Here is a 19,538-nt window from a genome sequence, read left to right as displayed (position 1 = left end):
CCACGGTTCCCCCCGGGCGGGCCGGATCGAACACGGTTCCCGCCGGGCGTGACGGCGGCGGTCGCGGCGGCGAAGGCAGGCGTTGCGGTCGTGCACGGGGTCCTCCGGATCGGTCGCCGTCGGCATCCACGGGTGGCGGTCGGCGGGCGGCCGGCGGTCCTCCCGAACGGGCCGGCCGTGGCCAGCATGCAACCGGGGCCGTGCCCGCCCCGTCGGCCGACCGGGTCCCGAACAGGGGCCGTTCGGCCCTGATGCGGCCGTCCGGAGAGGGCCGAAAGGCGCTCCGGCAGGGACCGCCGGACCAGATACGCCGAGGTCGGCGGCACCTAGCGTCGGCGCCATGGAGAACGATCAGAACGTACGACGGCGGGCGCCGCTCGGTGAGGACTGGCCGCTGGCCGCCCGGCGGCTGCTGACCCGCCGCGAGGTGTCGGCCGACGGCCGTGCGGTGTTCGGCGAGGGCGACCCGCGGTGGGAGGGCTTCTACCGCGACCGGTGGGCGCACGACAAGGTCGTACGGTCCACACACGGGGTCAACTGCACCGGTTCCTGCTCGTGGATGGTGTACGTCAAGGACGGCATCATCACCTGGGAGCACCAGGCCACCGACTACCCGTCGATCGGCACCGACTGCCCCGAGTACGAGCCGCGCGGCTGCCCGCGCGGGGCGTCGTTCTCCTGGTACACGTACTCCCCCAGCCGGGTCCGCTACCCGTATGTGCGGGGCGCGTTGCTGAAGCTGTGGCGTGAGGCGCGCAAGCGGCTCGGCGACCCGGTCGCGGCCTGGGCGGAGATCACCTCCGACCCGGCCAAGGCACGGGCCTACAAGCGGGCCCGCGGCAAGGGCGGTCTGGTCCGCGCGGGCTGGGACGAGGTGAGCGAGCTGGTCGCCGCCGCCCATGTGCACACCGTCAAGGCGTACGGTCCGGACCGCGTCGCCGGGTTCTCGCCGATCCCGGCGATGTCGATGGCGTCTTTCGCGGCCGGCACCCGGTTCATGTCGCTGATCGGCGGGACGCTGCTGTCGTTCTACGACTGGTACGCCGACCTGCCGGTCGCCTCCCCGCAGGTGTTCGGCGACCAGACCGACGTCCCCGAGGCGGCCGACTGGTGGAACGCCGGCTATCTGGTGATGTGGGGCTCCAACATCCCCGTCACCCGCACGCCCGACGCGCACTTCCTGACCGAGACGCGCTACAACGGCACGAAGGTCGTCGCGGTCAGCCCCGACTACGCCGACAACGTCAAGCACGCCGACGAATGGCTCTCCCCGCACCCGGGAACGGACGGGGCGCTGGCCATGGCGATAGGCCACGTGATCCTGCGCGAGTTCCTGGTCGACCGCGAAGTGCCGTATTTCCGTCAGTACTTGAGGACGTTCACGGACGCCCCGTTCCTGGTGACGCTGCGCGAGCACGAACTGGGTCTCGTCCCGGACGGGTTCCTGACCGCCGCCGACCTCGGGGGCGCGGAGGCCGGCGCGGAGAACGCGGGATCCAAGACCGTGCTCCTGGACAGCGCGACCGGCGAGCCCGTCGTGCCGAACGGCTCGCTCGGCTTCCGCTGGGGTGAGACCGGGGAGGGCCGCTGGAACCTCGAACTGGGCGACGTCGTGCCCGAGTTGAGTCTGCTGGAGCGGGCCGAGGACACGGTCGAGGTCGCGCTGCCCCGGTTCGACGAGGGCGTCGGCGAGGGCGGCTCCACCATGGTGCGCGGGGTCCCGGTCCGCCGGATCGGCGGGCGGCTGGTGACCACGGTCTTCGATCTGATGCTGGCCCAGTACGGCGTGGCCCGGCCGGGCCTGCCCGGCAGCTGGCCCGCGTCGTACGAGGACGCCTCGCAGCCGTACACCCCGGCCTGGCAGGAGACGATCACGTCGGTGCCGGCCGAGCAGGCGGCCCGGATCGCCCGGGAGTTCGCCCGCAACGCCGAGCGCACGCAGGGCCGTTCGATGATCGCGATGGGCGCGGGCACCAACCACTGGTTCCACTCCGACACCATCTACCGGGCCTTCCTGGCGCTGACGACCATGACCGGCTGCCAGGGCGTCAACGGCGGCGGCTGGGCGCACTACGTCGGCCAGGAGAAGGTCCGCCCGGTCACCGGGCAGCAGCATCTGTCCTTCGCGTTCGACTGGCAGCGGCCCACCCGGCACATGGCCGGCACCTCGTACTGGTACCTCAACTCCGACCAGTGGCGCTACGAGGCCATCGGGCCCGACGAGCTGGCGTCGCCGCTGGGCGAGGGCCGTTTCGCGGGGAAGTCCACCGCCGACTGTCTGGCGCAGGCGATCCGCATGGGCTGGACCCCTGGCCACCCCGGCTTCAACCGCAACCCCCTCGACCTCGCCGACGAGGCGGCCGCGGCCGGCCGCCCGGTCTCCGAGCACATCGTGGACGAACTCACGTCCGGGAAGCTCCGGTTCGCCGCCGAGGACCCCGACGACCCGGCCAACTTCCCCCGCGTGCTGACCGTCTGGCGGGCCAACCTGCTGGGCTCCTCCGGCAAGGGCAACGAGTACTTCCTGCGCCATCTGCTGGGCACGGACGCGGCGGTCCGCTCCGAGGAGACCCCGCCCGAGTCACGGCCGCAGGAGGTGGTGTGGCGCGAGGAGGCCCCCGAGGGCAAGCTCGACCTGCTGGTCACCATGGACTTCCGGATGACTTCGACCAGTCTGCTCTCCGACGTCGTCCTGCCGGCCGCGACCTGGTACGAGAAGGACGACCTGTCCAGCACGGACATGCACCCCTTCGTCCACGCCTTCACCCCCGCCATCGCCCCACCCTGGCAGGCCCGCACCGACTACGACACGTTCCTGACCATCGCCGACCGGTTCAGCGAACTGGCCGCCGAGCACCTGGGCACCCGCACCGACGTCCTCGCGGTGCCGCTGCTGCACGACACCCCCGACGAACTCGCCCAGCCCGGCGGGGTGGTGCGGGACTGGAAGGCCGGCGAGTGCGAACCGGTCCCGGGACGGACCATGCCCAGACTCGTCGTCATCGAGCGGGACTTCGCGGCGGTGGCGCAGAAGATGCGTGCCGTCGGTCCGCTCCTGGACACGCTGGGCACCACCACCAAGGGCGTGACGGTCCACCCGGACCGGGAGATCGAGGAACTGCGCCACCGCTGCGGGACCGTCCGGGACGGCGTGGCCGCCGGGCGTCCGTCGCTCGCCACCGCCTCCGACATGTGCGAGGCGATCCTCGCGCTGTCCGGCACCACCAACGGGCGCCTCGCCACCGAGGGCTTCCGCGAACTGGAACGGCGCACCGGCAGCAAGGGGCTCGTGGAGCTCGCCGCCGAACGGGAGGGCGAGCGGATCACGTTCGCCGACACCCGCACCCAGCCCCGCTCGGTGATGACGTCGTACGAGTGGTCGGGCAGCGAGACCGGCGGGCGCCGCTACTCGGCGTTCGTCATCAACACCGAGCACAAGAAGCCCTGGCACACCCTCACCGGCCGGCAGCACTTCTTCGTGCAGCACGACTGGATGGCCGAGTTCGGCGAGCAACTGCCCGCCTACAGGCCGCCGTTGAACACGCCCCGGCACTACGGGGACGACCGGCTGCACGAGCGGGGCCGGGCGGAGGTCACCGTCCGCTATCTGACCCCGCACTCGAAGTGGTCGATCCACTCCAACTACCAGGACAACGCGCACATGCTGGCGCTGTCCCGGGGCGGCCCGGTCATCTGGATGTCCACCGCCGACGCCGAGAAAATCGGCGTCAAGGACAACGAGTGGATCGAGGCGTACAACCGCAACGGTGTCGTCGCCGCCCGCGCCGTGGTCAGCCACCGGATGCCCGAGGGCACGGTGTACATGTACCACGCCCAGGACCGCAACGTGAACGTGCCGAAGACCGAGGTCAGCGGCAAGCGGGGCGGCATCCACAACTCGCTGACCCGACTGCTGATCAAGCCGACCCATCTGGCGGGCGGCTACGCCCAGTTCACCTACGCCTTCAACTACTACGGCCCCACCGGCAACCAGCGCGACGAGGTCACGGTCGTCCGCCGCCGCTCGCAGAACGTGGAGTACTGACATGGCCAGCGGCGAGACCACCGTCGGACCCCGCGGCGAAGCCGCTGTCGGACGGGTCATGGCACAGGTCGCGATGGTGATGAACCTCGACAAGTGCATCGGCTGCCACACCTGTTCGGTCACCTGCAAGCAGACCTGGACCAACCGCACCGGCGTCGAGTACGCCTGGTTCAACAACGTCGAGACCAAGCCCGGCGTCGGCTACCCGCGCCGCTACGAGGACCAGGAGCACTGGAAGGGCGGCTGGATGCTCGACCGGCGCGGCCGGCTGGTGCTGCGCTCGGGCGGCCGGGTCAAGCGCCTGCTGTCGCTGTTCTCCAACCCCGACCTGCCGTCCATCGAGGACTACTACGAGCCCGTCACCTACGACTACGACAACCTGGTCAGCGCCCCCGCGGGCCCCGACTTCCCGGTGGCCCAGCCCCGTTCGGTCCTCACCGGCAGACCCACCCCCATCACCTGGGGCGCCAACTGGGAGGACGGCCTCGGCGGCGCGGGCGAGCACGCCGGCGCCGACCCCAACCTCAGCGGCGCCTGGGCCGAGAAGGTCAGGTTCGAGTTCGAGCAGACCTTCCTGTTCCATCTGCCCCGGCTGTGCGAGCACTGCCTCAACCCGGCCTGTGTGTCGGCCTGTCCGTCCGGCGCGATGTACAAGCGGGTCGAGGACGGGATCGTCCTGGTCGACCAGGACCGCTGCCGCGGCTGGCGCATGTGCGTGACGGCGTGCCCGTACAAGAAGGTGTACGTCAACCACGCCACCGGCAAGGCCGAGAAGTGCACCTTCTGCTTCCCGCGCATCGAGGCCGGACAGCCCACCGTCTGCTCCGAGACCTGCGTCGGGCGGCTGCGCTACCTCGGGCTGCTCCTCTACGACGCCGACCGGGTCGGCGAGGCCGCGGCCACCCCGGACGAGAAGGACCTGCTGGACGCCCAGCGCGGGGTCTTCCTCGACCCGCACGACCCCGACGTCATCGCGGCGGCGCGGGACTCGGGCATCCCGGAGGACTGGCTGGAGGCGGCCCGCCGCTCCCCGGTGTACGACCTGGTCATGCGGTACAAGGTGGCGCTGCCGCTGCACCCGGAGTACCGCACCCTGCCGATGGTCTGGTACGTGCCGCCGCTCTCGCCCGTGCTGGACGCCGTGGACGCGGCGGGCGGCAACCAGGACGACCCCGACCATGTCTTCGCCGCCGTCACCCGGCTGCGGATCCCGCTGGAATACCTGGCGGAGCTGTTCACCGCGGGCGACACGGACGTGGTCGGCGGCGTGCTGATGAAGCTCACCGCCCTGAGGTCCTTCATGCGCGAACGCACCCTGGGCGAGGACGGAGACGAGTCGGTGCTCAAGGCCGTCGGCCTCACCACGCGGGAGGCGGAGGACCTGCACCGGCTGCTGGCCGTCGCCAAGTACGCCGACCGCTATGTCGTGCCGGCCGCGCACAAGGAGGACGCGGCCGCCCTCACCGCCGTCGAGAACCGCTGCCCGGTCGAGTCGTCCGGCGGCGCCGAGGACCCCGGTGGCGGCCGGGTGATGCTCGGGATCCCCACCCTGCGCCGCAAGAAGACCGGAGACCGACCGTGAACCCTGCCCCGAACCCCGTCCGGACGACCCCCCGGTCCCCGAGCATTCCCTCCCTCGTCCGCACCCGCGTCCGGGCGGCCGTCCGCCGCCCGGCCCGGCTCACACCCGAGGAGGCCGAGGCCCGCACCCTGGTGCTGCGGCTGTGCTCGCTGCTGCTCCAGTACCCCGACGCCGAACTCACCTCGGCCCGAACGGCGTTGGCAGCCGCAGTCGAGACGCTCCCGGCCTCCCCCGCCGCCGCGGAGCTCTCCGCGTTCGCGGGCTGGCTCACCGCGCAGGAGCCGGACGCCCTCGAGCGGCACTACGTCGAGATGTTCGACCTGCGCCGGCGGAGCGGCCTCTACCTCACCTACTACCTCCACGGCGACACCCGCCGCCGCGGCATGGCGCTGCTCACCTTGAACCAGCGCTACCGGGCCGCCGGGTGGGACACCGACGGGGGCGAACTGCCCGACCACCTCCCGGTCGTGCTGGAGTTCGCCGCCCTCTCCGGTCCGGGCGCGGGCGAGGCGCCGCTGCGTCAGCACCGGCGCGGCCTCGAGCTGATCCACCGGGCGCTGACCGACGCCGACTCCCCCTACCGGCACGTACTCGGGGCACTGCTCACCCTGCTCCCGCCGCCCAGCGACGCGGACCGGGCCGCGGTGGACCAGCTGATCGCCGAGGGCCCGCCGAACGAGGACGTGGGGCTCGACCCCTACGGGACGTACGGCCAGGGGGAGTTCGCCCCTCCGGGCACGTTCGTGCCGCCGATGCCCGCGCCGCCGACCCGGCTGCCGGCCCACCCGACCAGCCGTACGGAAGGCCCCCGATGAACGCCCCGCTCCTGCCCGTAGCGGCCGCCTCCACGAGCGGCGCCGACCTGCTCCTGTGGGTCGCCTTCCCCTACGCGTGTCTCGCGGTGTTCGTGGTCGGGCACGCCTGGCGCTACCGGCAGGACCAGTTCGGCTGGACCTCCCGCACCAGCCAGCTCTTCGAGCACCGCTGGCTGCGCTGGGCCGGTCCGCTGTTCCACCTCGGGGCGTTCATGGTGATCGGCGGGCACGTCGTCGGGCTCGCCGTCCCCGACACCTGGACCGAGGCCGCGGGCATCTCCGAGCACGCGTACCACACCACGGCCGTCTGGGCGGGCTCGGTGGCGGGCGTCGCCATGGTCACCGGGCTCGGCATGCTGTGCGCCCGGCGGCTGCTGACCCGGCCGATCCGGCTGGGCACCGACCGCAGCGACAAGGTGCTGTTCCCGCTGCTGTCCGCGACCGTGCTGCTGGGCCTGTCGGCGACGGCCACCCACAACGTCTTCGGCCCCGGCTACGACTACCGGTGCACCGTCTCCGTGTGGTTCCGGGGCGTGTTCACCCTCCAGCCGCAGCCGGACGCCATCACCGGGGCGCCGCTCCTGTTCCAGCTGCACGCCCTGACCGCCTGTCTGCTCTTCGCCGCCTGGCCGTTCACCCGCCTGGTGCACGTGTGGAGCGCGCCGATCGGGTACCTCGCCCGGCCCTACATCGTCTACCGCCGCCGGGCCGTGCCGACGGCCGCCGCGCGGGCCGCGACGGGCGGCAACCGGCGGGCCCCGCACCCGGGGCGGACCCGATGAGCCACGGCCCCGCGCTGTCGGCGGACGCCACGGCACTCGCGAGCACCGGTTCCACGGGCTCCGCCCGGCGCACCGGACTGGTGATGCTCCTGACCGGGATCGCCGGCTGGCTCGCCTCGTTCCAACTGACCTTGGACGACTGGCGGTTGCTGCGCGATCCCACGTACACGCCGCCGTGCGACATCAGTCCGGTGGTGAGCTGCGGCAGTGTGATGTCCAGCGCTCAGGGCCGGGTGTTCGGCTTCCCCAACATGCTGCTCGGGCTGGGCGCGTTCGCGGCCGTGGCCGTCCTGGGGGTCGCCGTCCTGACCGGGTCCCGGCTGAGCCGGGGCCTGTGGCTCGCGCTGGACGCCGGAGCCCTGGCGGGGGTGGTGTTCGTCCACTGGCTGATCGCGCAGTCGCTCTACGAGCTCGACAGGATCTGCCCCTACTGCGCCGGGGTATGGGTCTCCACCATCGCGCTGTTCTGGTACGCCACCGTGCACTGCCTGGAACGGGGCCTCCTGCCCGCGCCTCGCCCGGTCCTGACGCTCGTCAGGGAGTCCCACTGGATGCTGCTCATCGCCTGGTACGGGGTGATCGCGCTGCTCGTCCTGACCCGCTTCTGGCCGTACTGGAGCAGCCTGTTCTGATACGGGGCCGAGGCCCCCTGTGGGAGCCGGCGGCGGCACGCCCGGTGCCCGCCGACGGCTCCCCCGCGTCACGAACCGTCCGCGTGCACCGCGTACACGTAGCGCTTGTTGACGTACTCGCCCACGTTCCAGATCACGGACTCGCTGAACGCCCACTTGGACGCTCCGCTGCTGTGGTAGCTGAGGTCCTCGCAGCCGATGACCAGGTCGCAGACCGCGCTCGCCGTCGATCCGCCGGAGGTGAAGGTGCGCAGGGTGCCCTTGGTGGAGGGACCGTCGCTGGCGGACAGGTAGTGCTTGGTGTTGCGGGACACCACGCCCTGGATCTTCTGCTGGCTGACGGTGACGGCCTCCGTCGCGGTGAGCGAGGCGAGCTGCCGGTCGGTGTAGTCGAGGTTCCAGCGGACCACCTTGGGGGTGGTGGTGGCGACGCCGGTGCCGTTGAACGAACCGTCTGTGTAGCTGACTGTCCCGGACAGGGAGTACTCGCTGATGACGAGGCTGTCGGGGCTGCTGGCGCGGTCCAGGCCGATGGCCGTGTAGCGCAGGTACTTGCCGGCGTTGTCGTAGGCGTGGCTCTGCGGCAGGACGTACTGGTACCCGTAGCCGTAGTACTGACCGTCGGTGTGCAGACCGCACACGTCCTTCTCGGTCAGCGGCACCTTGAAGAGGGTGTTGAGATCGAACACCCGCAGGCCCTTGTAGGTGTCGACCACATAGAGAAGGTTCCCGTACCACATGATGCCGCCGGCATGCTTGCGGATCGGGTTGAAGGAGAACTCGCCCGTGGAGGTCTTCACCGGCTCGACCAGCAGGACGTGCCGGTACTTGGGCGCCGAGGCGTTGTTGTAGTTGACGAAGGTGAGCCGCAGGCCCTTGTCCAGCGTGTAGTTGTCGACGCCGTCACCGTCGGGGTCGGTCTCGAAGTACCAGGAGGCGAGGACGACACGGTTGGTCCCGGCGTCGGGGTAGGTGCCGTCGCCGTAGGCGTCCGCGCTGGTGGTGACGCCCTGCGGGATCCAGTAGTCGACCGCCTGGTCGTCGTCGTCCCAGGCGAAGCCCGTCTCGAAGGCCTCGGAGGTGCTGGGGGCGCTGGTGAGGTGCGTGGCGCTGCGGTTCACGTCGGCGATGACGGCCGTCGCGTCCACCGTGGGCAGCTTCGTCGCCAGACCCGCCGTCAGATCGGCGAACTCACCGTAGCTGTTGGCGGTGCGGGCGGTGAGGGAGAACTGCCCGGCGTCGATGGTGGCCGCCTGAGCCGGGGAGGCGGAGAGAACGCTGCCGGCGGCTCCGATGAACGGGGCGGCGGCCATTCCCTTGATGATCGCTCTGCGTGTCATGGTCACAGCAGGCGAAGGTATTCCGTTCTTGATCGACAACGCAAGCGGCCCTCGGACGATGCCGGTGGCCCCCGGCATCAGGCCCCGGATCGGGGGTACTCCCGTAGGGGAGGTACATGATGTTCGAGGCAGGTGACATCCGCGAATGGCGTGGTCACGACGTGGTGGACCCCGGCGGCCACAAGATCGGCACCCTGGAGTCCGTCTACGTCGACACGGCCACCGACGATCCGTCCTTCGCCACCGTGACCGTGGGCCTGCCCACGCGCCGGCGTCTGGTGTTCGTCCCCCTGGACCGGGCGACCGTCGGGCCGGGTTATCTGCGGGTCGCGCACGAGAAAGGGCTGGTGCGCAGGGCGCCGTTCATCGACACGGACGGCGTGCTGCCCGCGACGGACGAACCCGAGGTCTTCGCGCACTACGACCTCGCCTACACACCGGGTCTCAAGGGCGAGCGCCGTCTCGCCCGTCGCTGACACGCCCCGCAACACCGACGGGAGAGCCGATGAGCCTGTTCCTGTTCCTGCTCCTCGTGGCGGTCGTCCTCGGCATCATCGGGTTCGCCGCCCACGGACTGTTCTACCTGCTGGTCATCGGCTGTCTCGTCCTGCTCGCCGATCTCGCCTATGTGGGTCTGCGTCTGCGCCGCGGCGGCCGCAGGCACCGCGTGGCCCGTTGACCGCCGGGCCCCCGGGCCGGTGGGCCTGAGCGGGGTCTGCGTCTGCGCCGCGGCGGCCGCAGGCACCGCGTGGCCCGTTGACCGCGGGACCCCCGGGCCGGTGGGCCTGAGCGCTTCCGCGATCGGCGGTCACGCGCCGGACGGCCGGGTGGCGGGGTGGCCGGGTACGGAATCCTCGTACCCGGCCACCCCGCCACCCGGCCGTCGCGGACGCGGCGGCACCGAGGCCGGAGCCGCCGCCTTTGGAGCGTCGTCCTCAGCCTCCGAGGTAGGGGCTGTAGAGCGCGGACAGGAAGCGGGTGACGATGACCTCGCGGGTGGCCGCCGGGAGGGCGTCCAGGAGGCGGTTGACCGGGGCCATCCGGGCCGCGTTCTCACCGCTCAGGTCGACGCCCGCGGCCGGGAGCAGGGCCGCGAAGGAGGCGTTGTCGAGCTCGGTCAGATCCACCTGGGTGAGCAGGTCGACGATGTCCGCGGGCGGCGTCGGAGGGCCGAGCGGACGGACGGTCTCGACGCACTCGCGCAGAACGGCGAGCAGTTCGCCGACCCCCCGCTCGCTGACCCCGGTGAGGGTCAGGTGCAGGTTGGCCGGGAGGCCGTCGAGGCTGAGCTGCGGCTGGAGGAAGAAGCCCCGGGCGCGGGTCTCGTCGGCGAGGGCGAACAGGTCAAGCGGGGTCTCGGCCGCCGGGTCGGCGCCGAGGGCGACCAGGGTGGCGTCGGGGCTGCCGAGGACGGTGAGCCCGTCGATCTCCTCCACACCGGCGATCAGGGCACGGGTCGCGGCGAGGGCGGCACGGCCCAGTTCGCGGTAGCCGTCGGCGCCGAGCGCCTGCAGCGTGGCCCAGGCTCCGGCGAGGGGCCCTGCGCCCTTGCTGCTCTGGATCGTGGAGTTGACGACGGTGTAGCCGGGCCAGGTCGCGCAGGCGTAGTAGGCGTCGAGGCGCAGCGCCTCGTCGCGGAACAGCAGGACCGAGGCGCCCTTGGGGGCGTAGCCGAACTTGTGCAGGTCGCAGGAGAGGGACGTGACGCCGGGGACGGAGAGGTCGAAGGCCGGGACGGGCGCGCCGGCCTCGGCGAGCCAGGGGAGCAGCCAGCCCCCGACGCACGCGTCGACATGGCAGGGGATGCCGCGGGCGGCGGCGTCGGCGGCTATCTCCGCGACGGGGTCGATGACGCCGTGGGCGTAGGACGGGGCGGAGGCGACGACCAGGACCGTGTTCTCGTTGCAGAGTTCGGCGATCGCGGCGGGGTCGGCGCGGTACGTCTCGGGGTCGACGGGCGCGCTGCGCACGGTGACCCGCAGATAGCTGCCGGCCTTATGAAAGGCGGCGTGGGCGGTGACGGGGACGACGATCTCCGGGGCCAGGACGTCCGGGCGGGCGTCCCGGGCGGCCTTGACCGCGAGGATGATCGACTCGGTACCGCCGCTGGTGAAGATGCCCGGGGTGGTGTCGTCGCCGCCGAGGCGGGCGGCGGTCGCGCCGACGACCTGGCGTTCGAGGGCGACGATGCTCGGGAAGGCGGTCGGGTCCAGCCCGTTGACCTCCATCATCGTCACGTAGGCGCGTTCGGCGGCCTCGCGCACCTCGGGACGGCCGCTGTCGTAGACGTAGGCGGTGGTGTTCCCGCCCCGGGTGGGCAGGTCGGCGGCCGTGAGGGCGGCGAGTTCGGCCAGGAGGTCGGCGCCGGAGCGGCCGGTCTCGGGCAGGCCCGGGTGGGCGGCGCGGGCGTCGGCGGCGGTCTGCTGGTACGTCGTCATCGGGTGGATTCCGTTTCTCGCACGGCGCGGCGGTGGCCGTAGGCGCGCAGGGCGGGGAGGGAGAGCAGCATGAGCAGGGCGGGGACGAGGCTGAAGCCCAGGAGGATGCCGGTGCGGGCGGTGGCGGTCTGGGCGACGGGGTGGTCCAGGGTGGAGGAGACGAAACCGGTGGCGGCCAGGGCGATCGAGTAGGCGCCGGGTCCGGCCGCGAGTCCGACGGTCTCGCCGGCCGTCCACAGGCCGGTGAACGCGCCGGACTGGACCTGTCCGGTCCTGGCCGTGTCGGCGTGCACGGTGTCGGGCAGCAGGGCGAGCGGCAGGACCTGGAGGGCCGCGTAGCAGACGCCGAGCAGCCCGCACAGCGCGAGCGTCGCGGCGACCGCGGCGGTGCCGTCGCCGCTGCCCGCGGCCGGGAGCAGGGCCGCCGAGCCGAGGGCGTAGCCGCAGGTCGCGACCGTGAGGCAGCGCAGCCGTCCCCATCGTCCCGCGGCCTTGGCCCACAGCGGGACGGCGACGGCGCTGGGCGCGACGAGACAGACGAACAGCATCGAGGTCAGGCCGTAGCCGCCGAGCCGGTAGGTGGCGACGTACGGTGCGGCCGCGAGCATGATCGCGACGGCCGCGGCCTGGAGCACGAAGGAGAGCAGCAGCGCGAAGAAGGCGCGGTTGCCTCGTGCGGTGCGGAACGCGGCGACCAGTCCGAGGGGTTCGGGTCCGGGCCGTGAGCGCACCCAGCGGGTGCCGAGCGCGGGGACCAGCAGGACCGCCGCGATGACGAGGCCCACGGCCAGCCCCATCGTTCCGTACCCCTTGCGGCCGCCGCCCGCGATGTCGACGACGAGGGGTGCGGCGCCGCCCGCGACGAGGATGCCGAGGGTCAGGAACACGATCCGCCAGACCATGATCCGGGTGCGGACGGCCGGCTCGGGCGACATCTCGGCCGGCAGGGCGACGTAGGGCACCTGGAACAGGGAGAAGGCGCTGGCGGCCAGGACGAAGGTGACCGTCACCCACACCGCCGCGCCAGTGCCGGTCAGCGGGGACAGGAACATCGCCGCGAAGGCGGCGGGCAGGGCGAGGGCGCCGGCGACCAGGAGCCGGGTCCGGCGGCCGGTGCGGACGGCCTCGCGGTCGCTCGCGGCCCCGACCAGGGGGTTGAACACCGCGTCCCAGGCCTTGGGCAGGGTGACGACGAGTCCGGCGACGCCCGCGGGGACACCGAGGGCGTCGGTCATGAAGTAGAGGAGCAGCAGACCGGGGACGGTGGAGAACACGCCGGTGCCGACCGAGCCGAGTCCGTAGACGAACAGGCGGCGCCGGGTGATGTCCCCGACGGCGGACGGCGGGACCACGGCGGTCGTCATCCGCGCTCCTGGTCGCGCGCGTCCCGGGCGCCGAGCCCCAGATCGCGCAGGACGAGGGAGCGCAGGTGGGCGCGGAAGCGGGGGACGTCGGCGCGGATGCCCGAGCGGCAGAAGCCGTGGGTGCTCCACAGCACCGTCCAGACGGTCATCTCCACGTCGGCGGGCGCGGCGGACGGCCCGGCCGGGACGACCTCGCGCACGGTGTCGGTGACCGCCTCGATGAGCGGCCGGGCGTACGCGGCCTCCAGGTCGGCGAACTCCGCGGCGTCCGAGAGCCAGCGGCGCATCCACAGGGCCGGGATGTGCGGCTGGTCGAGACAGAAGTCGAGGTACCGGTCGACCAGTCCGGTGACGGCGGCGACCGGGTCGGCGGGCGCGAGCTCACGGAACGCGGCCAGCGCGTCCGTGAGCACCTTCTGCTCGGCGAGGTGGGCGCGCAGCATGACCTCGCGGTAGAGGTCCGGCTTCCCGCCGACGTGGTAGGCGACGGTGGCCATGTTCAGTCCGGCCTCGGCGGCGATCCGGCGGGTGCTCGTGCCGTCGTAGCCGTGGTCGGCGAACAGGGAGGTGGCGGCCGCGATGATGCGTTCGCGGCTGGCATCGGGTGGCAGGGGTGCCGGAGCCGGTGCGTCGGGTGGCGAGTCGGACATGGCGGGGAGGATATGCCGCCGCGGCATCCCGATCAATCGATTGATGGAGAGAATTTCGCGAACCCCGCCGCGCCGCTCCCCGTCCGGCCCGTACGCTCCTGCGGGTGACGCCCCGCCGGGAGGACCGCCCGGCCGGCGGCGGCCCGGGGCGCCGGGGCGCCTCACCGTGCACCTGCGCACCGACTGTGACGCAGAACACGGAGAGGGGCCCAGATTTTACCCTTCAAAATGATCAATGGGGCGTCGACATCCGTACCCCCTGTGAAATCTGATCAATTCGTCAGGAGGCATCATGCCCGTCTCACGCAAATTGGCAGGAACGGTCTTCGTGGGCGGCGCGCTGACCCTGACCCTGGCCGCGCTGGTGTATCCGACCATGCTCGGCTACCAGACCGCGTCCAGCGCCCAGACGCGTGTCATCTCCGACACCCAGTGGGGTCCGCTCACCGAGGCCGACCGGGACTTCGTCGTCAAGGTCCGCGCGGCCGGCCTGTGGGAGTACCCGCTGGGCGAGATCGCGCTGAAGAAGGGCTCGACGCCGGCGATGCGGGAGGCCGGCAAGCACCTGATCGTCGGGCACGCCCGGCTGGACGAGCTGGACCGCAAGGTCGCCGCCCAGCTGAACATCACGCTGCCCAACCAGGCGTCCCCGCAGCAGCAGCAGTTCGTGGCCACCTCCGTCGCCCAGAGCGGGAAGGCGTTCGACACGACGGCCGCCAACATCCTGCGCGTCACGCACGGTTCGATCTTCTCGGTGATCGCCAAGGTGCGCGCCACCACGAACAACTCCCTCGTGCGCGAGCTCGCGAACCTCGCCAACGACACGGTCCTCGACCACATCACCATGATGGAGAAGACCGGCACGATCAACTTCGACCAGGTCATCGCCCAGCAGAGCGCCCCGCCCACGCTCCCCAAGGACCAGCTCACCCCGCCCCCGCCGCAGCCGGGCGCCCCGACGGTGGTCCTCACCCCCCGCCCCGACCTGAACGTGCACACGGACACCCCGACGCCCAGCCCGACGGTCGGCTGACCGGCCGGGCCGGCCGCGTCGGCCCCCGGGAGCGCCTGCCGGCCCTTGCGGGCCGGCAGCCCGGACGTCAGTCCGGCCGCGTGCCCTGCCAGCCGTCGCGGTGCAGGACCCGGTCCAGGGGCAGCCGCGGACCGGGGCGGAAGGTGCTCCGCAGCGGATGGGCCGTCGGCAGGAGTGCGCCCTGACGGACGGTCGGCGGCAGTCCCAGCAGGTCGGCGACCTCCCGTTCGCGATCGAGGTGGACCGCCGTCCAGGCGGTGACCAGGCCCCGGCTGCGGGCGGCGAGCGCGTAGCTCCAGGCGGCCGGCAGCAACGACCCCCACACACCGGCCTGGTTGCCCTCGGGCAGCCGCCCGCCGTCCAGTTCGAGACAGGGGATGACGAGGACCGGCACCCGGTGCAGCCGGTCCGCGAGGCTCCGGGCGGCGGTGAGCACGGAACGCGCGGGGCCGGGCAGTTCCGCGAGCCGGCCGAGACCGGCGGCGTTGCGTTCGTGGAACGCGGCCCGGTACACCTCGGCGACGGCCGCGCGGACGTCCGGGTCGGTGAGCACGATCCATCGCCAGTTCTGCCGGTTGTTGCCGTTCGGCGCCTGCAGGGCGATGCGCAGACAGTCCTCGACCACGGCGGGGTCCACCGGACGGTCCAGGTCGAGGCCGTGCCGCACGGACCGTGTGGTGGTGAGCAACTCCTCGCAGGACAGAGGCGGTTCGCCGGTCGTCATCGCAGCACCGCCAGCGCGGTGAGCGCCAGGTGGGTGCCCGCGACGAAGACGGTCGCCGGGAGCATCGGCCACCCGCCGCGTCCCGCCGCCAGGAACCGCCGGGCACCGTGCACGGCGAGGACGGCCGGCGCACAGGGCAGCAGCGCGAGCGGGCCCCGCGGCGCGAACAGCAGGATCTCGCAGACGACCGCGCCGGCCGCGAAGCCCACGGTCGTCGCGGCGGCGCGCCTCGGGCCCAGGGCGGCCGAATACAGTCCGGCACCCGGCGCCGCCTCCCAGGCGGTCTTGCGGGCGAACTCGAAGTGCAGGAAGACACCGGCGCACAGGACGAGCAGCAGGGCGCCGCCCGGACCGGCGGTGACGGTGCCCGCGGCGACGAGCGAGCCGTACACATAGCCGCCGAGCAGCAGTTGGACCGGGTAGGTGACCGCCAGGCCCAGCAGGGGCCGGTCACGGAGCGCGGGACACCGCCGCTCCAGCGGGACGAGCAGCAGGGCGTAGCCGAGGGCCGCGAGGACCAGCAGGACGGCCGCCGTCGAGAGGGCCGCGTTCAATCCGGTCACGACGGCGGCGGTCACCGCCATGGCGCCGCGCAGTTCGGCCGCGGTGACGGCGCCGGTGACCAGCGGCCGCTCCGGGTGGTGGACCCGGTCGTGGGCGAGGTCCTTCTGCTCGTCCAGTATGCGCAGGAACAGCAGGGCCAGGACGACGCTGACGACCCGGATCCCGGTGGCGGCCGAGGGACGCCAGGCGGTACCGGCCGCGGACACCGCCGAGCCCTCGAGCGCGAGGACCCACAGCAGTCCGTAGGTGACGTAGATCCGGGGCCGGAACCTGTCCAGCAGGAAGCGGCCCAGCCGGGCGGGGACACGCGGGGCGGTGACGGTGAGGGTGGTCATGGCGTCCGTCCGGGCGGATGGGGTTCGGGAACGGGCCGGCACGGGCTCACGCGGCCCTGGGAGCGGTCGGGGCCGGCAGGACCCGTGCCGGTCCCGGGTCCGCGTCGGCGAGCCGGATGACGCCCTCGGCGGCCAGCGCGCCGGGCTGGCGCAGAGTGCACTCGATGCCGGTGCCCGGCAGGGGCGGGGCGGCCCGGCACTCCAGCGGCAGGTCCATCTCGGCGAAGCGCCGGAAGTGCGCGGACAGGGCCACGGGCAGCGGGCTGGGTGTGCGGACGGTCCCGGCCGACACGGCCGCGCGCAGGGCGAGTTGGCGGAAGGCCTCCAGTTCCAGCATGCCGGGCACATGGTCCACCCAGTGGTCGTAGAGGGTGGGGTGGGTGGTCTCGGCCACCAGGCGTGCGGTGTGGGTGCCGTCCTCCGCGGTGCGCGGCGGGGAGATCACCGTGTTGGCGCGGGCGCGGCGGCCGACGAGCGCGGGATCCACGTGGGGTCCGCGCAGGGCGACGGGGACGGCGGGCAGGCCGAGGGCACCGCGCTGCCCGGACCGCAGACCGGCCCATTCCTCGGGCGTCATCCAGGAGTAGTCGATGCGGGCGCGCAGGGCCTCACGGTCGCCGAGGACGAGCGTGAAGGCGAGCCGCAGGCCCCTGATCCCGGCCCCGGTGCGGAACCGCCGCTCGATCCGGCTGGTGATCACCGCGTCGGCGGGTCCCTCGGGGCGGGTGAGGGCGGACGGGTCCCGCACCTCGAACTCCATGGCCCGCAGCAGGAACTTGTGCCCCAGGCGGACGCCGAGGTGGCGGTGGGCGACCACGAAGATGCCCTGGCGGCACGCCTCGAGCAGCAGGAAGGGGTCGAGGCGCCTGCCGGGGCCGAGGACGTCGTCGTAGAAGGCGTGGCGCCGGGGGAACCGCGCGGCCAGCACCATCTCGTCGTCGCCGCGGCTCTCGGCGTCGGTCAGGAACACCTCCGCGACCGCGGAGCGGTGCACCAGGTCCTTGGGGAGCTTCCGGGTGAACTGCACGGCCGGCCCCCTCAGTTCGCGGTGGCGCGGACGGCGTCCAGATGGCGGCGCCAGGTGTCGGCGTCGGCCCCGTCCAGCACCGGCGCCCGGCCGGGCTGCCGCATCGGGAGGACCTTCGAGCCGACGACGACGGTGTCCCACGGGTCGAGGACGGTCCCCCGCCGCCAGGCGGTCTCCAGCAACGCGCGCGGAGGGGCGAGGGGATCGGCGCCCCCGTACTCGGAGACGGTGGCGCGCAGCCGGGCGAGGGCGGGCTCGAAGTCGAGGTCCCGGGGCTCGGTGGCGGCGTGCAGCCGGGCGGCCAGATCCAGCGCGTCCTCGGTACGGTCCTCGTCGGCGAGGGCGGAGCGGAAGAGGCGGTCGCGCCCGGTGTCGTCGAAGTGGACGGCCAGCTCGCGCAGGACGTCGGCCGGTTCGTCGGGGGTGTGCACCAGGTTCAGCAAGTAGCTGTAGCGGCCCAGGAGATGGCGGAGCTGGCCGGGCCGGCGGGCGTCCGGGTCCGTGGGTCCCTTCAGCCGGGTCAGTTCGACCGAGGCGGGCACGTCCAGGTCGTTCTCTGGGCGGACGAGCAGGACGAGGGCGTCGGCGTCCTCCAGGAAGAGGGCGGCCAGCCGCCTGCGGTACGGGGTGGCGAGGTTCCACTGGAAGTACCACAGGGAGCGGATCATGGTGCGGGTCAGCCGGGTGACGGCCGCGCCGACGATCCTGAAGCCCCGCGCGGACAGCCAGTCCACGGCGGTCTCCAGCCGCCGGGCCACGACGGCGTCGGGCTTGAGCAGCAGCATGGCGTGCCGGTGGGCGAAGCCGGTGACGTCGGCGGTGAGCGCGGCGAGCTGGTCGTGGCTCTCCTGGTAGTAGGTGTCGGCTCCGTAGAGCCGCTGCTTGTCGGGGTGGCAGGTGAGCAGCGGTGAGACGGGTATGCCGTACGAGGGCTCGGCGAGGTGGGCGGGGATCATCGGTGGGTGCTCCCGTCGGGTCGGGCGGCGTGCGGCCCCTTGCGGGGCGGCGGGCCGAGATAGCCGGTCGCGAGGCAGTGGTCGAGGAGGCGGCGCAGATAGGCGTGCGCGCCCTTGGCGGGCGGACGGTGGCCGAAGGCCCCGGCACGGGTGGCGTCGAAGCGGACGCGGCGCCGGAAGTAGGGGGCGTACAGGGAGACGACGCGGTCGTAGTACGGGCGTTCGCGGCCCGGCAGGGCCCGGGCGGAGAACGCGGACGGCGGCACGAACCGCGGTACGTGGAAGGACGGGTACTCGGCGAGGACGTCGGACATGTCCCGCAGGGTCAGCTCGTGGCCGACCGCGTGCAGGGTACGGCCCTCCGCGTCCTCGAACCGGGTGGCGGCCTCGGTCACCAGGTCGGCGACCCGGTCGACCGGGGCCAGGTCGAGGACGGCGTCCAGGTGGCCGGGGACCGTACGGAGCAGGCCCCTGGTCAGGACCCGCAGGACGGGGTAGACGGTCTTGAGGTCGCGGACCCGGCCGGTGCGGGTGGCGCCGGTGACGATGCTCGGGCGCACCACGGTCACGGGCAGACCGTCCGCGGCGGCCTTGCGGACCAGGGTCTCGGCGGCCAGCTTGCTCTTCTCGTAGTCGTTGCCCGGGCGCTGGCCGACCTCGAGCTCGTCCTCGTACGCGATGCCGTCGCGTTCGCCGCACACATAGGCGGTGCTGACGTGCACCAGGGGCGTGCGGCCGGCCAGGGCGAGGCCCAGGACGTGCCGGGTGCCCTCGACGTTGACGCGCTCGTAGCGGCCCCCGGGCAGCCCGAAGTCGGTGACGGCGGCGCAGTGCACGATGCGGTCGGCGTCGGCGGCGAGACGGCGGTCGTCTCCGCTCAGCCCGAGGCCGGGGCGGGTGACGTCGCCGGCGATCCGGGTGAGGGTGCCCGGACCGGGGGCGAGTCCGCGGCCGTTGTTGCGGACGAGGTCGCCGTTGTGGTGCAGCACGGCGAGCACGGTGTGGCCGGCGGCGGTGAGCCGGGCGGTCACCTCGGTCCCCACGAAACCGCTGGCGCCGGTCACCAGCACCGTCAGCCGCTCGCGGGTCCCCGGATCGAGAGGCTTCGGATCGGGGGTCTTCAACTCAGGGACCTTCGGATCGGGGGTCCTCGGATCGGGGATCCGCGGCTCCGGGGTCCTCGGCTCGGGAACGGTCGGACCGGAAGGCGTCTGATCGGACATCGGTGGATCCTCCGCGCGGAACGTCGAG

17 protein-coding genes are annotated in these 19,538 nt (G+C 72.8%); 8 read left to right on the top strand and 9 right to left on the bottom strand.

Annotation, left to right across the window (positions count from 1 at the left end; all coding sequences use genetic code 11):
* Nucleotides 1-340: 340 nt before the first annotated feature.
* Genes IO36_RS24400 through IO36_RS24380 form a run of 5 tightly spaced genes read left to right on the top strand, consistent with a single transcriptional unit; the run spans nucleotide 341 to nucleotide 7,856 of the window.
* Nucleotides 341-4,045 carry a nitrate reductase subunit alpha gene (locus IO36_RS24400; RefSeq protein ID WP_037622971.1) on the top strand — a complete coding sequence of 1,235 codons (3,705 nt, stop codon included), beginning with the start codon at nucleotides 341-343 and terminating at the stop codon, nucleotides 4,043-4,045.
* A gap of 1 nt (nucleotide 4,046) precedes the next feature.
* A complete protein-coding gene (gene narH, locus IO36_RS24395; RefSeq protein WP_051900901.1) occupies nucleotides 4,047-5,627 on the top strand; it encodes a nitrate reductase subunit beta in 1,581 nt (526 codons plus the stop codon).
* Nucleotides 5,624-6,442: a nitrate reductase molybdenum cofactor assembly chaperone gene (gene narJ / locus IO36_RS24390; RefSeq protein WP_037622970.1), complete on the top strand. Its 819-nt coding sequence runs from the start codon at nucleotides 5,624-5,626 to the stop codon at nucleotides 6,440-6,442. The genes narH and narJ overlap by 4 nt, the downstream gene beginning before the upstream one ends.
* Nucleotides 6,439-7,224 carry a respiratory nitrate reductase subunit gamma gene (narI, locus tag IO36_RS24385; protein ID WP_051900900.1) on the top strand — a complete coding sequence of 262 codons (786 nt, stop codon included), beginning with the start codon at nucleotides 6,439-6,441 and terminating at the stop codon, nucleotides 7,222-7,224. The genes narJ and narI overlap by 4 nt, the downstream gene beginning before the upstream one ends.
* Nucleotides 7,221-7,856 (top strand): vitamin K epoxide reductase family protein, encoded by a 636-nt coding sequence (locus tag IO36_RS24380; RefSeq protein WP_037622968.1) that lies wholly within the window; start codon nucleotides 7,221-7,223, stop codon nucleotides 7,854-7,856. The genes narI and IO36_RS24380 overlap by 4 nt, the downstream gene beginning before the upstream one ends.
* A 68-nt stretch (nucleotides 7,857-7,924) precedes the next feature.
* Here IO36_RS24380 and IO36_RS46940 read toward each other — a convergent pair whose 3' ends face one another.
* A complete protein-coding gene (locus tag IO36_RS46940; RefSeq protein WP_037623167.1) occupies nucleotides 7,925-9,196 on the bottom strand; it encodes a hypothetical protein in 1,272 nt (423 codons plus the stop codon).
* A 119-nt stretch (nucleotides 9,197-9,315) separates the two neighbouring features.
* On the opposite strand from IO36_RS46940, the gene IO36_RS24370 reads away from it, so the two are divergent.
* Nucleotides 9,316-9,672 carry a PRC-barrel domain-containing protein gene (locus tag IO36_RS24370; RefSeq protein ID WP_037623166.1) on the top strand — a complete coding sequence of 119 codons (357 nt, stop codon included), beginning with the start codon at nucleotides 9,316-9,318 and terminating at the stop codon, nucleotides 9,670-9,672.
* 29 nt (nucleotides 9,673-9,701) lie between these two features.
* Nucleotides 9,702-9,875, top strand: a complete 174-nt coding sequence (locus IO36_RS47435) for a hypothetical protein (protein ID WP_167347417.1) — start codon at nucleotides 9,702-9,704, stop codon at nucleotides 9,873-9,875.
* Between the two features lie 256 nt (nucleotides 9,876-10,131).
* Here IO36_RS47435 and IO36_RS24365 read toward each other — a convergent pair whose 3' ends face one another.
* Genes IO36_RS24365 through IO36_RS24355 form a run of 3 tightly spaced genes read right to left on the bottom strand, consistent with a single transcriptional unit; the run spans nucleotide 10,132 to nucleotide 13,648 of the window.
* On the bottom strand, nucleotides 10,132-11,634 hold the full coding sequence (locus IO36_RS24365; RefSeq protein WP_051900898.1) for a pyridoxal phosphate-dependent decarboxylase family protein: 1,503 nt from the start codon (nucleotides 11,632-11,634) through the stop codon (nucleotides 10,132-10,134).
* Nucleotides 11,631-12,998, bottom strand: coding sequence for an MFS transporter (locus IO36_RS24360; RefSeq protein WP_037622966.1), 1,368 nt, complete (start codon nucleotides 12,996-12,998; stop codon nucleotides 11,631-11,633). Before IO36_RS24360 ends, IO36_RS24365 begins: the two co-directional genes overlap by 4 nt.
* Entirely contained in the window at nucleotides 12,995-13,648 is a 654-nt protein-coding gene (locus IO36_RS24355; protein ID WP_051900897.1) for a TetR/AcrR family transcriptional regulator, read from the bottom strand. The genes IO36_RS24360 and IO36_RS24355 overlap by 4 nt, the downstream gene beginning before the upstream one ends.
* A gap of 292 nt (nucleotides 13,649-13,940) precedes the next feature.
* Between IO36_RS24355 and IO36_RS24350 the strand changes: the two genes are divergently transcribed.
* On the top strand, nucleotides 13,941-14,681 hold the full coding sequence (locus tag IO36_RS24350; protein WP_037622965.1) for a DUF4142 domain-containing protein: 741 nt from the start codon (nucleotides 13,941-13,943) through the stop codon (nucleotides 14,679-14,681).
* Between the two features lie 67 nt (nucleotides 14,682-14,748).
* On the opposite strand, the gene IO36_RS24345 is transcribed toward IO36_RS24350, so the two are convergent.
* The 5 genes from IO36_RS24345 to IO36_RS24325 are packed head-to-tail and all read right to left on the bottom strand — an operon-like array spanning nucleotide 14,749 to nucleotide 19,510.
* Nucleotides 14,749-15,405 (bottom strand): nitroreductase family protein, encoded by a 657-nt coding sequence (locus tag IO36_RS24345; protein ID WP_037622963.1) that lies wholly within the window; start codon nucleotides 15,403-15,405, stop codon nucleotides 14,749-14,751.
* Nucleotides 15,402-16,304, bottom strand: a complete 903-nt coding sequence (locus IO36_RS24340) for a hypothetical protein (protein ID WP_037622962.1) — start codon at nucleotides 16,302-16,304, stop codon at nucleotides 15,402-15,404. The genes IO36_RS24345 and IO36_RS24340 overlap by 4 nt, the downstream gene beginning before the upstream one ends.
* 46 nt (nucleotides 16,305-16,350) lie before the next feature.
* A complete protein-coding gene (locus tag IO36_RS24335) occupies nucleotides 16,351-17,331 on the bottom strand; it encodes a ScbA/BarX family gamma-butyrolactone biosynthesis protein (protein WP_051900896.1) in 981 nt (326 codons plus the stop codon).
* A gap of 11 nt (nucleotides 17,332-17,342) precedes the next feature.
* Nucleotides 17,343-18,287 carry a nucleoside-diphosphate kinase gene (locus tag IO36_RS24330; protein ID WP_037622961.1) on the bottom strand — a complete coding sequence of 315 codons (945 nt, stop codon included), beginning with the start codon at nucleotides 18,285-18,287 and terminating at the stop codon, nucleotides 17,343-17,345.
* Complete coding sequence (locus tag IO36_RS24325; RefSeq protein ID WP_078943406.1) at nucleotides 18,284-19,510, bottom strand: SDR family oxidoreductase; 1,227 nt, start codon at nucleotides 19,508-19,510, stop codon at nucleotides 18,284-18,286. The genes IO36_RS24330 and IO36_RS24325 overlap by 4 nt, the downstream gene beginning before the upstream one ends.
* Between the last annotated feature and the right edge of the window lie 28 nt (nucleotides 19,511-19,538).

The organism is Streptomyces aureus (assembly GCF_000725495.1).
In the GTDB taxonomy this organism is placed as follows: Bacteria; Actinomycetota; Actinomycetes; order Streptomycetales; family Streptomycetaceae; genus Streptomyces; species Streptomyces aureus_B.
The sequence above is the reverse complement of the archived record's forward strand: the minus strand, read 5'-3'. Positions and strand labels throughout refer to the sequence as shown.

Coding starts and splice junctions, on each gene's coding strand:
- IO36_RS24400 (WP_037622971.1), top strand. CDS start 341: ATGGAGAACGATCAGAACGTACGACGGCGGGCGCCGCTCGGTGAGGAC.
- narH (WP_051900901.1), top strand. CDS start 4,047: ATGGCCAGCGGCGAGACCACCGTCGGACCCCGCGGCGAAGCCGCTGTC.
- narI (WP_051900900.1), top strand. CDS start 6,439: ATGAACGCCCCGCTCCTGCCCGTAGCGGCCGCCTCCACGAGCGGCGCC.
- IO36_RS24380 (WP_037622968.1), top strand. CDS start 7,221: ATGAGCCACGGCCCCGCGCTGTCGGCGGACGCCACGGCACTCGCGAGC.
- IO36_RS46940 (WP_037623167.1), bottom strand. CDS start 9,196: ATGACACGCAGAGCGATCATCAAGGGAATGGCCGCCGCCCCGTTCATC.
- IO36_RS24370 (WP_037623166.1), top strand. CDS start 9,316: ATGTTCGAGGCAGGTGACATCCGCGAATGGCGTGGTCACGACGTGGTG.
- IO36_RS47435 (WP_167347417.1), top strand. CDS start 9,702: ATGAGCCTGTTCCTGTTCCTGCTCCTCGTGGCGGTCGTCCTCGGCATC.
- IO36_RS24365 (WP_051900898.1), bottom strand. CDS start 11,634: ATGACGACGTACCAGCAGACCGCCGCCGACGCCCGCGCCGCCCACCCG.
- IO36_RS24360 (WP_037622966.1), bottom strand. CDS start 12,998: ATGACGACCGCCGTGGTCCCGCCGTCCGCCGTCGGGGACATCACCCGG.
- IO36_RS24355 (WP_051900897.1), bottom strand. CDS start 13,648: ATGTCCGACTCGCCACCCGACGCACCGGCTCCGGCACCCCTGCCACCC.
- IO36_RS24350 (WP_037622965.1), top strand. CDS start 13,941: ATGCCCGTCTCACGCAAATTGGCAGGAACGGTCTTCGTGGGCGGCGCG.
- IO36_RS24345 (WP_037622963.1), bottom strand. CDS start 15,405: ATGACGACCGGCGAACCGCCTCTGTCCTGCGAGGAGTTGCTCACCACC.
- IO36_RS24340 (WP_037622962.1), bottom strand. CDS start 16,304: ATGACCACCCTCACCGTCACCGCCCCGCGTGTCCCCGCCCGGCTGGGC.
- IO36_RS24330 (WP_037622961.1), bottom strand. CDS start 18,287: ATGATCCCCGCCCACCTCGCCGAGCCCTCGTACGGCATACCCGTCTCA.
- IO36_RS24325 (WP_078943406.1), bottom strand. CDS start 19,510: ATGTCCGATCAGACGCCTTCCGGTCCGACCGTTCCCGAGCCGAGGACC.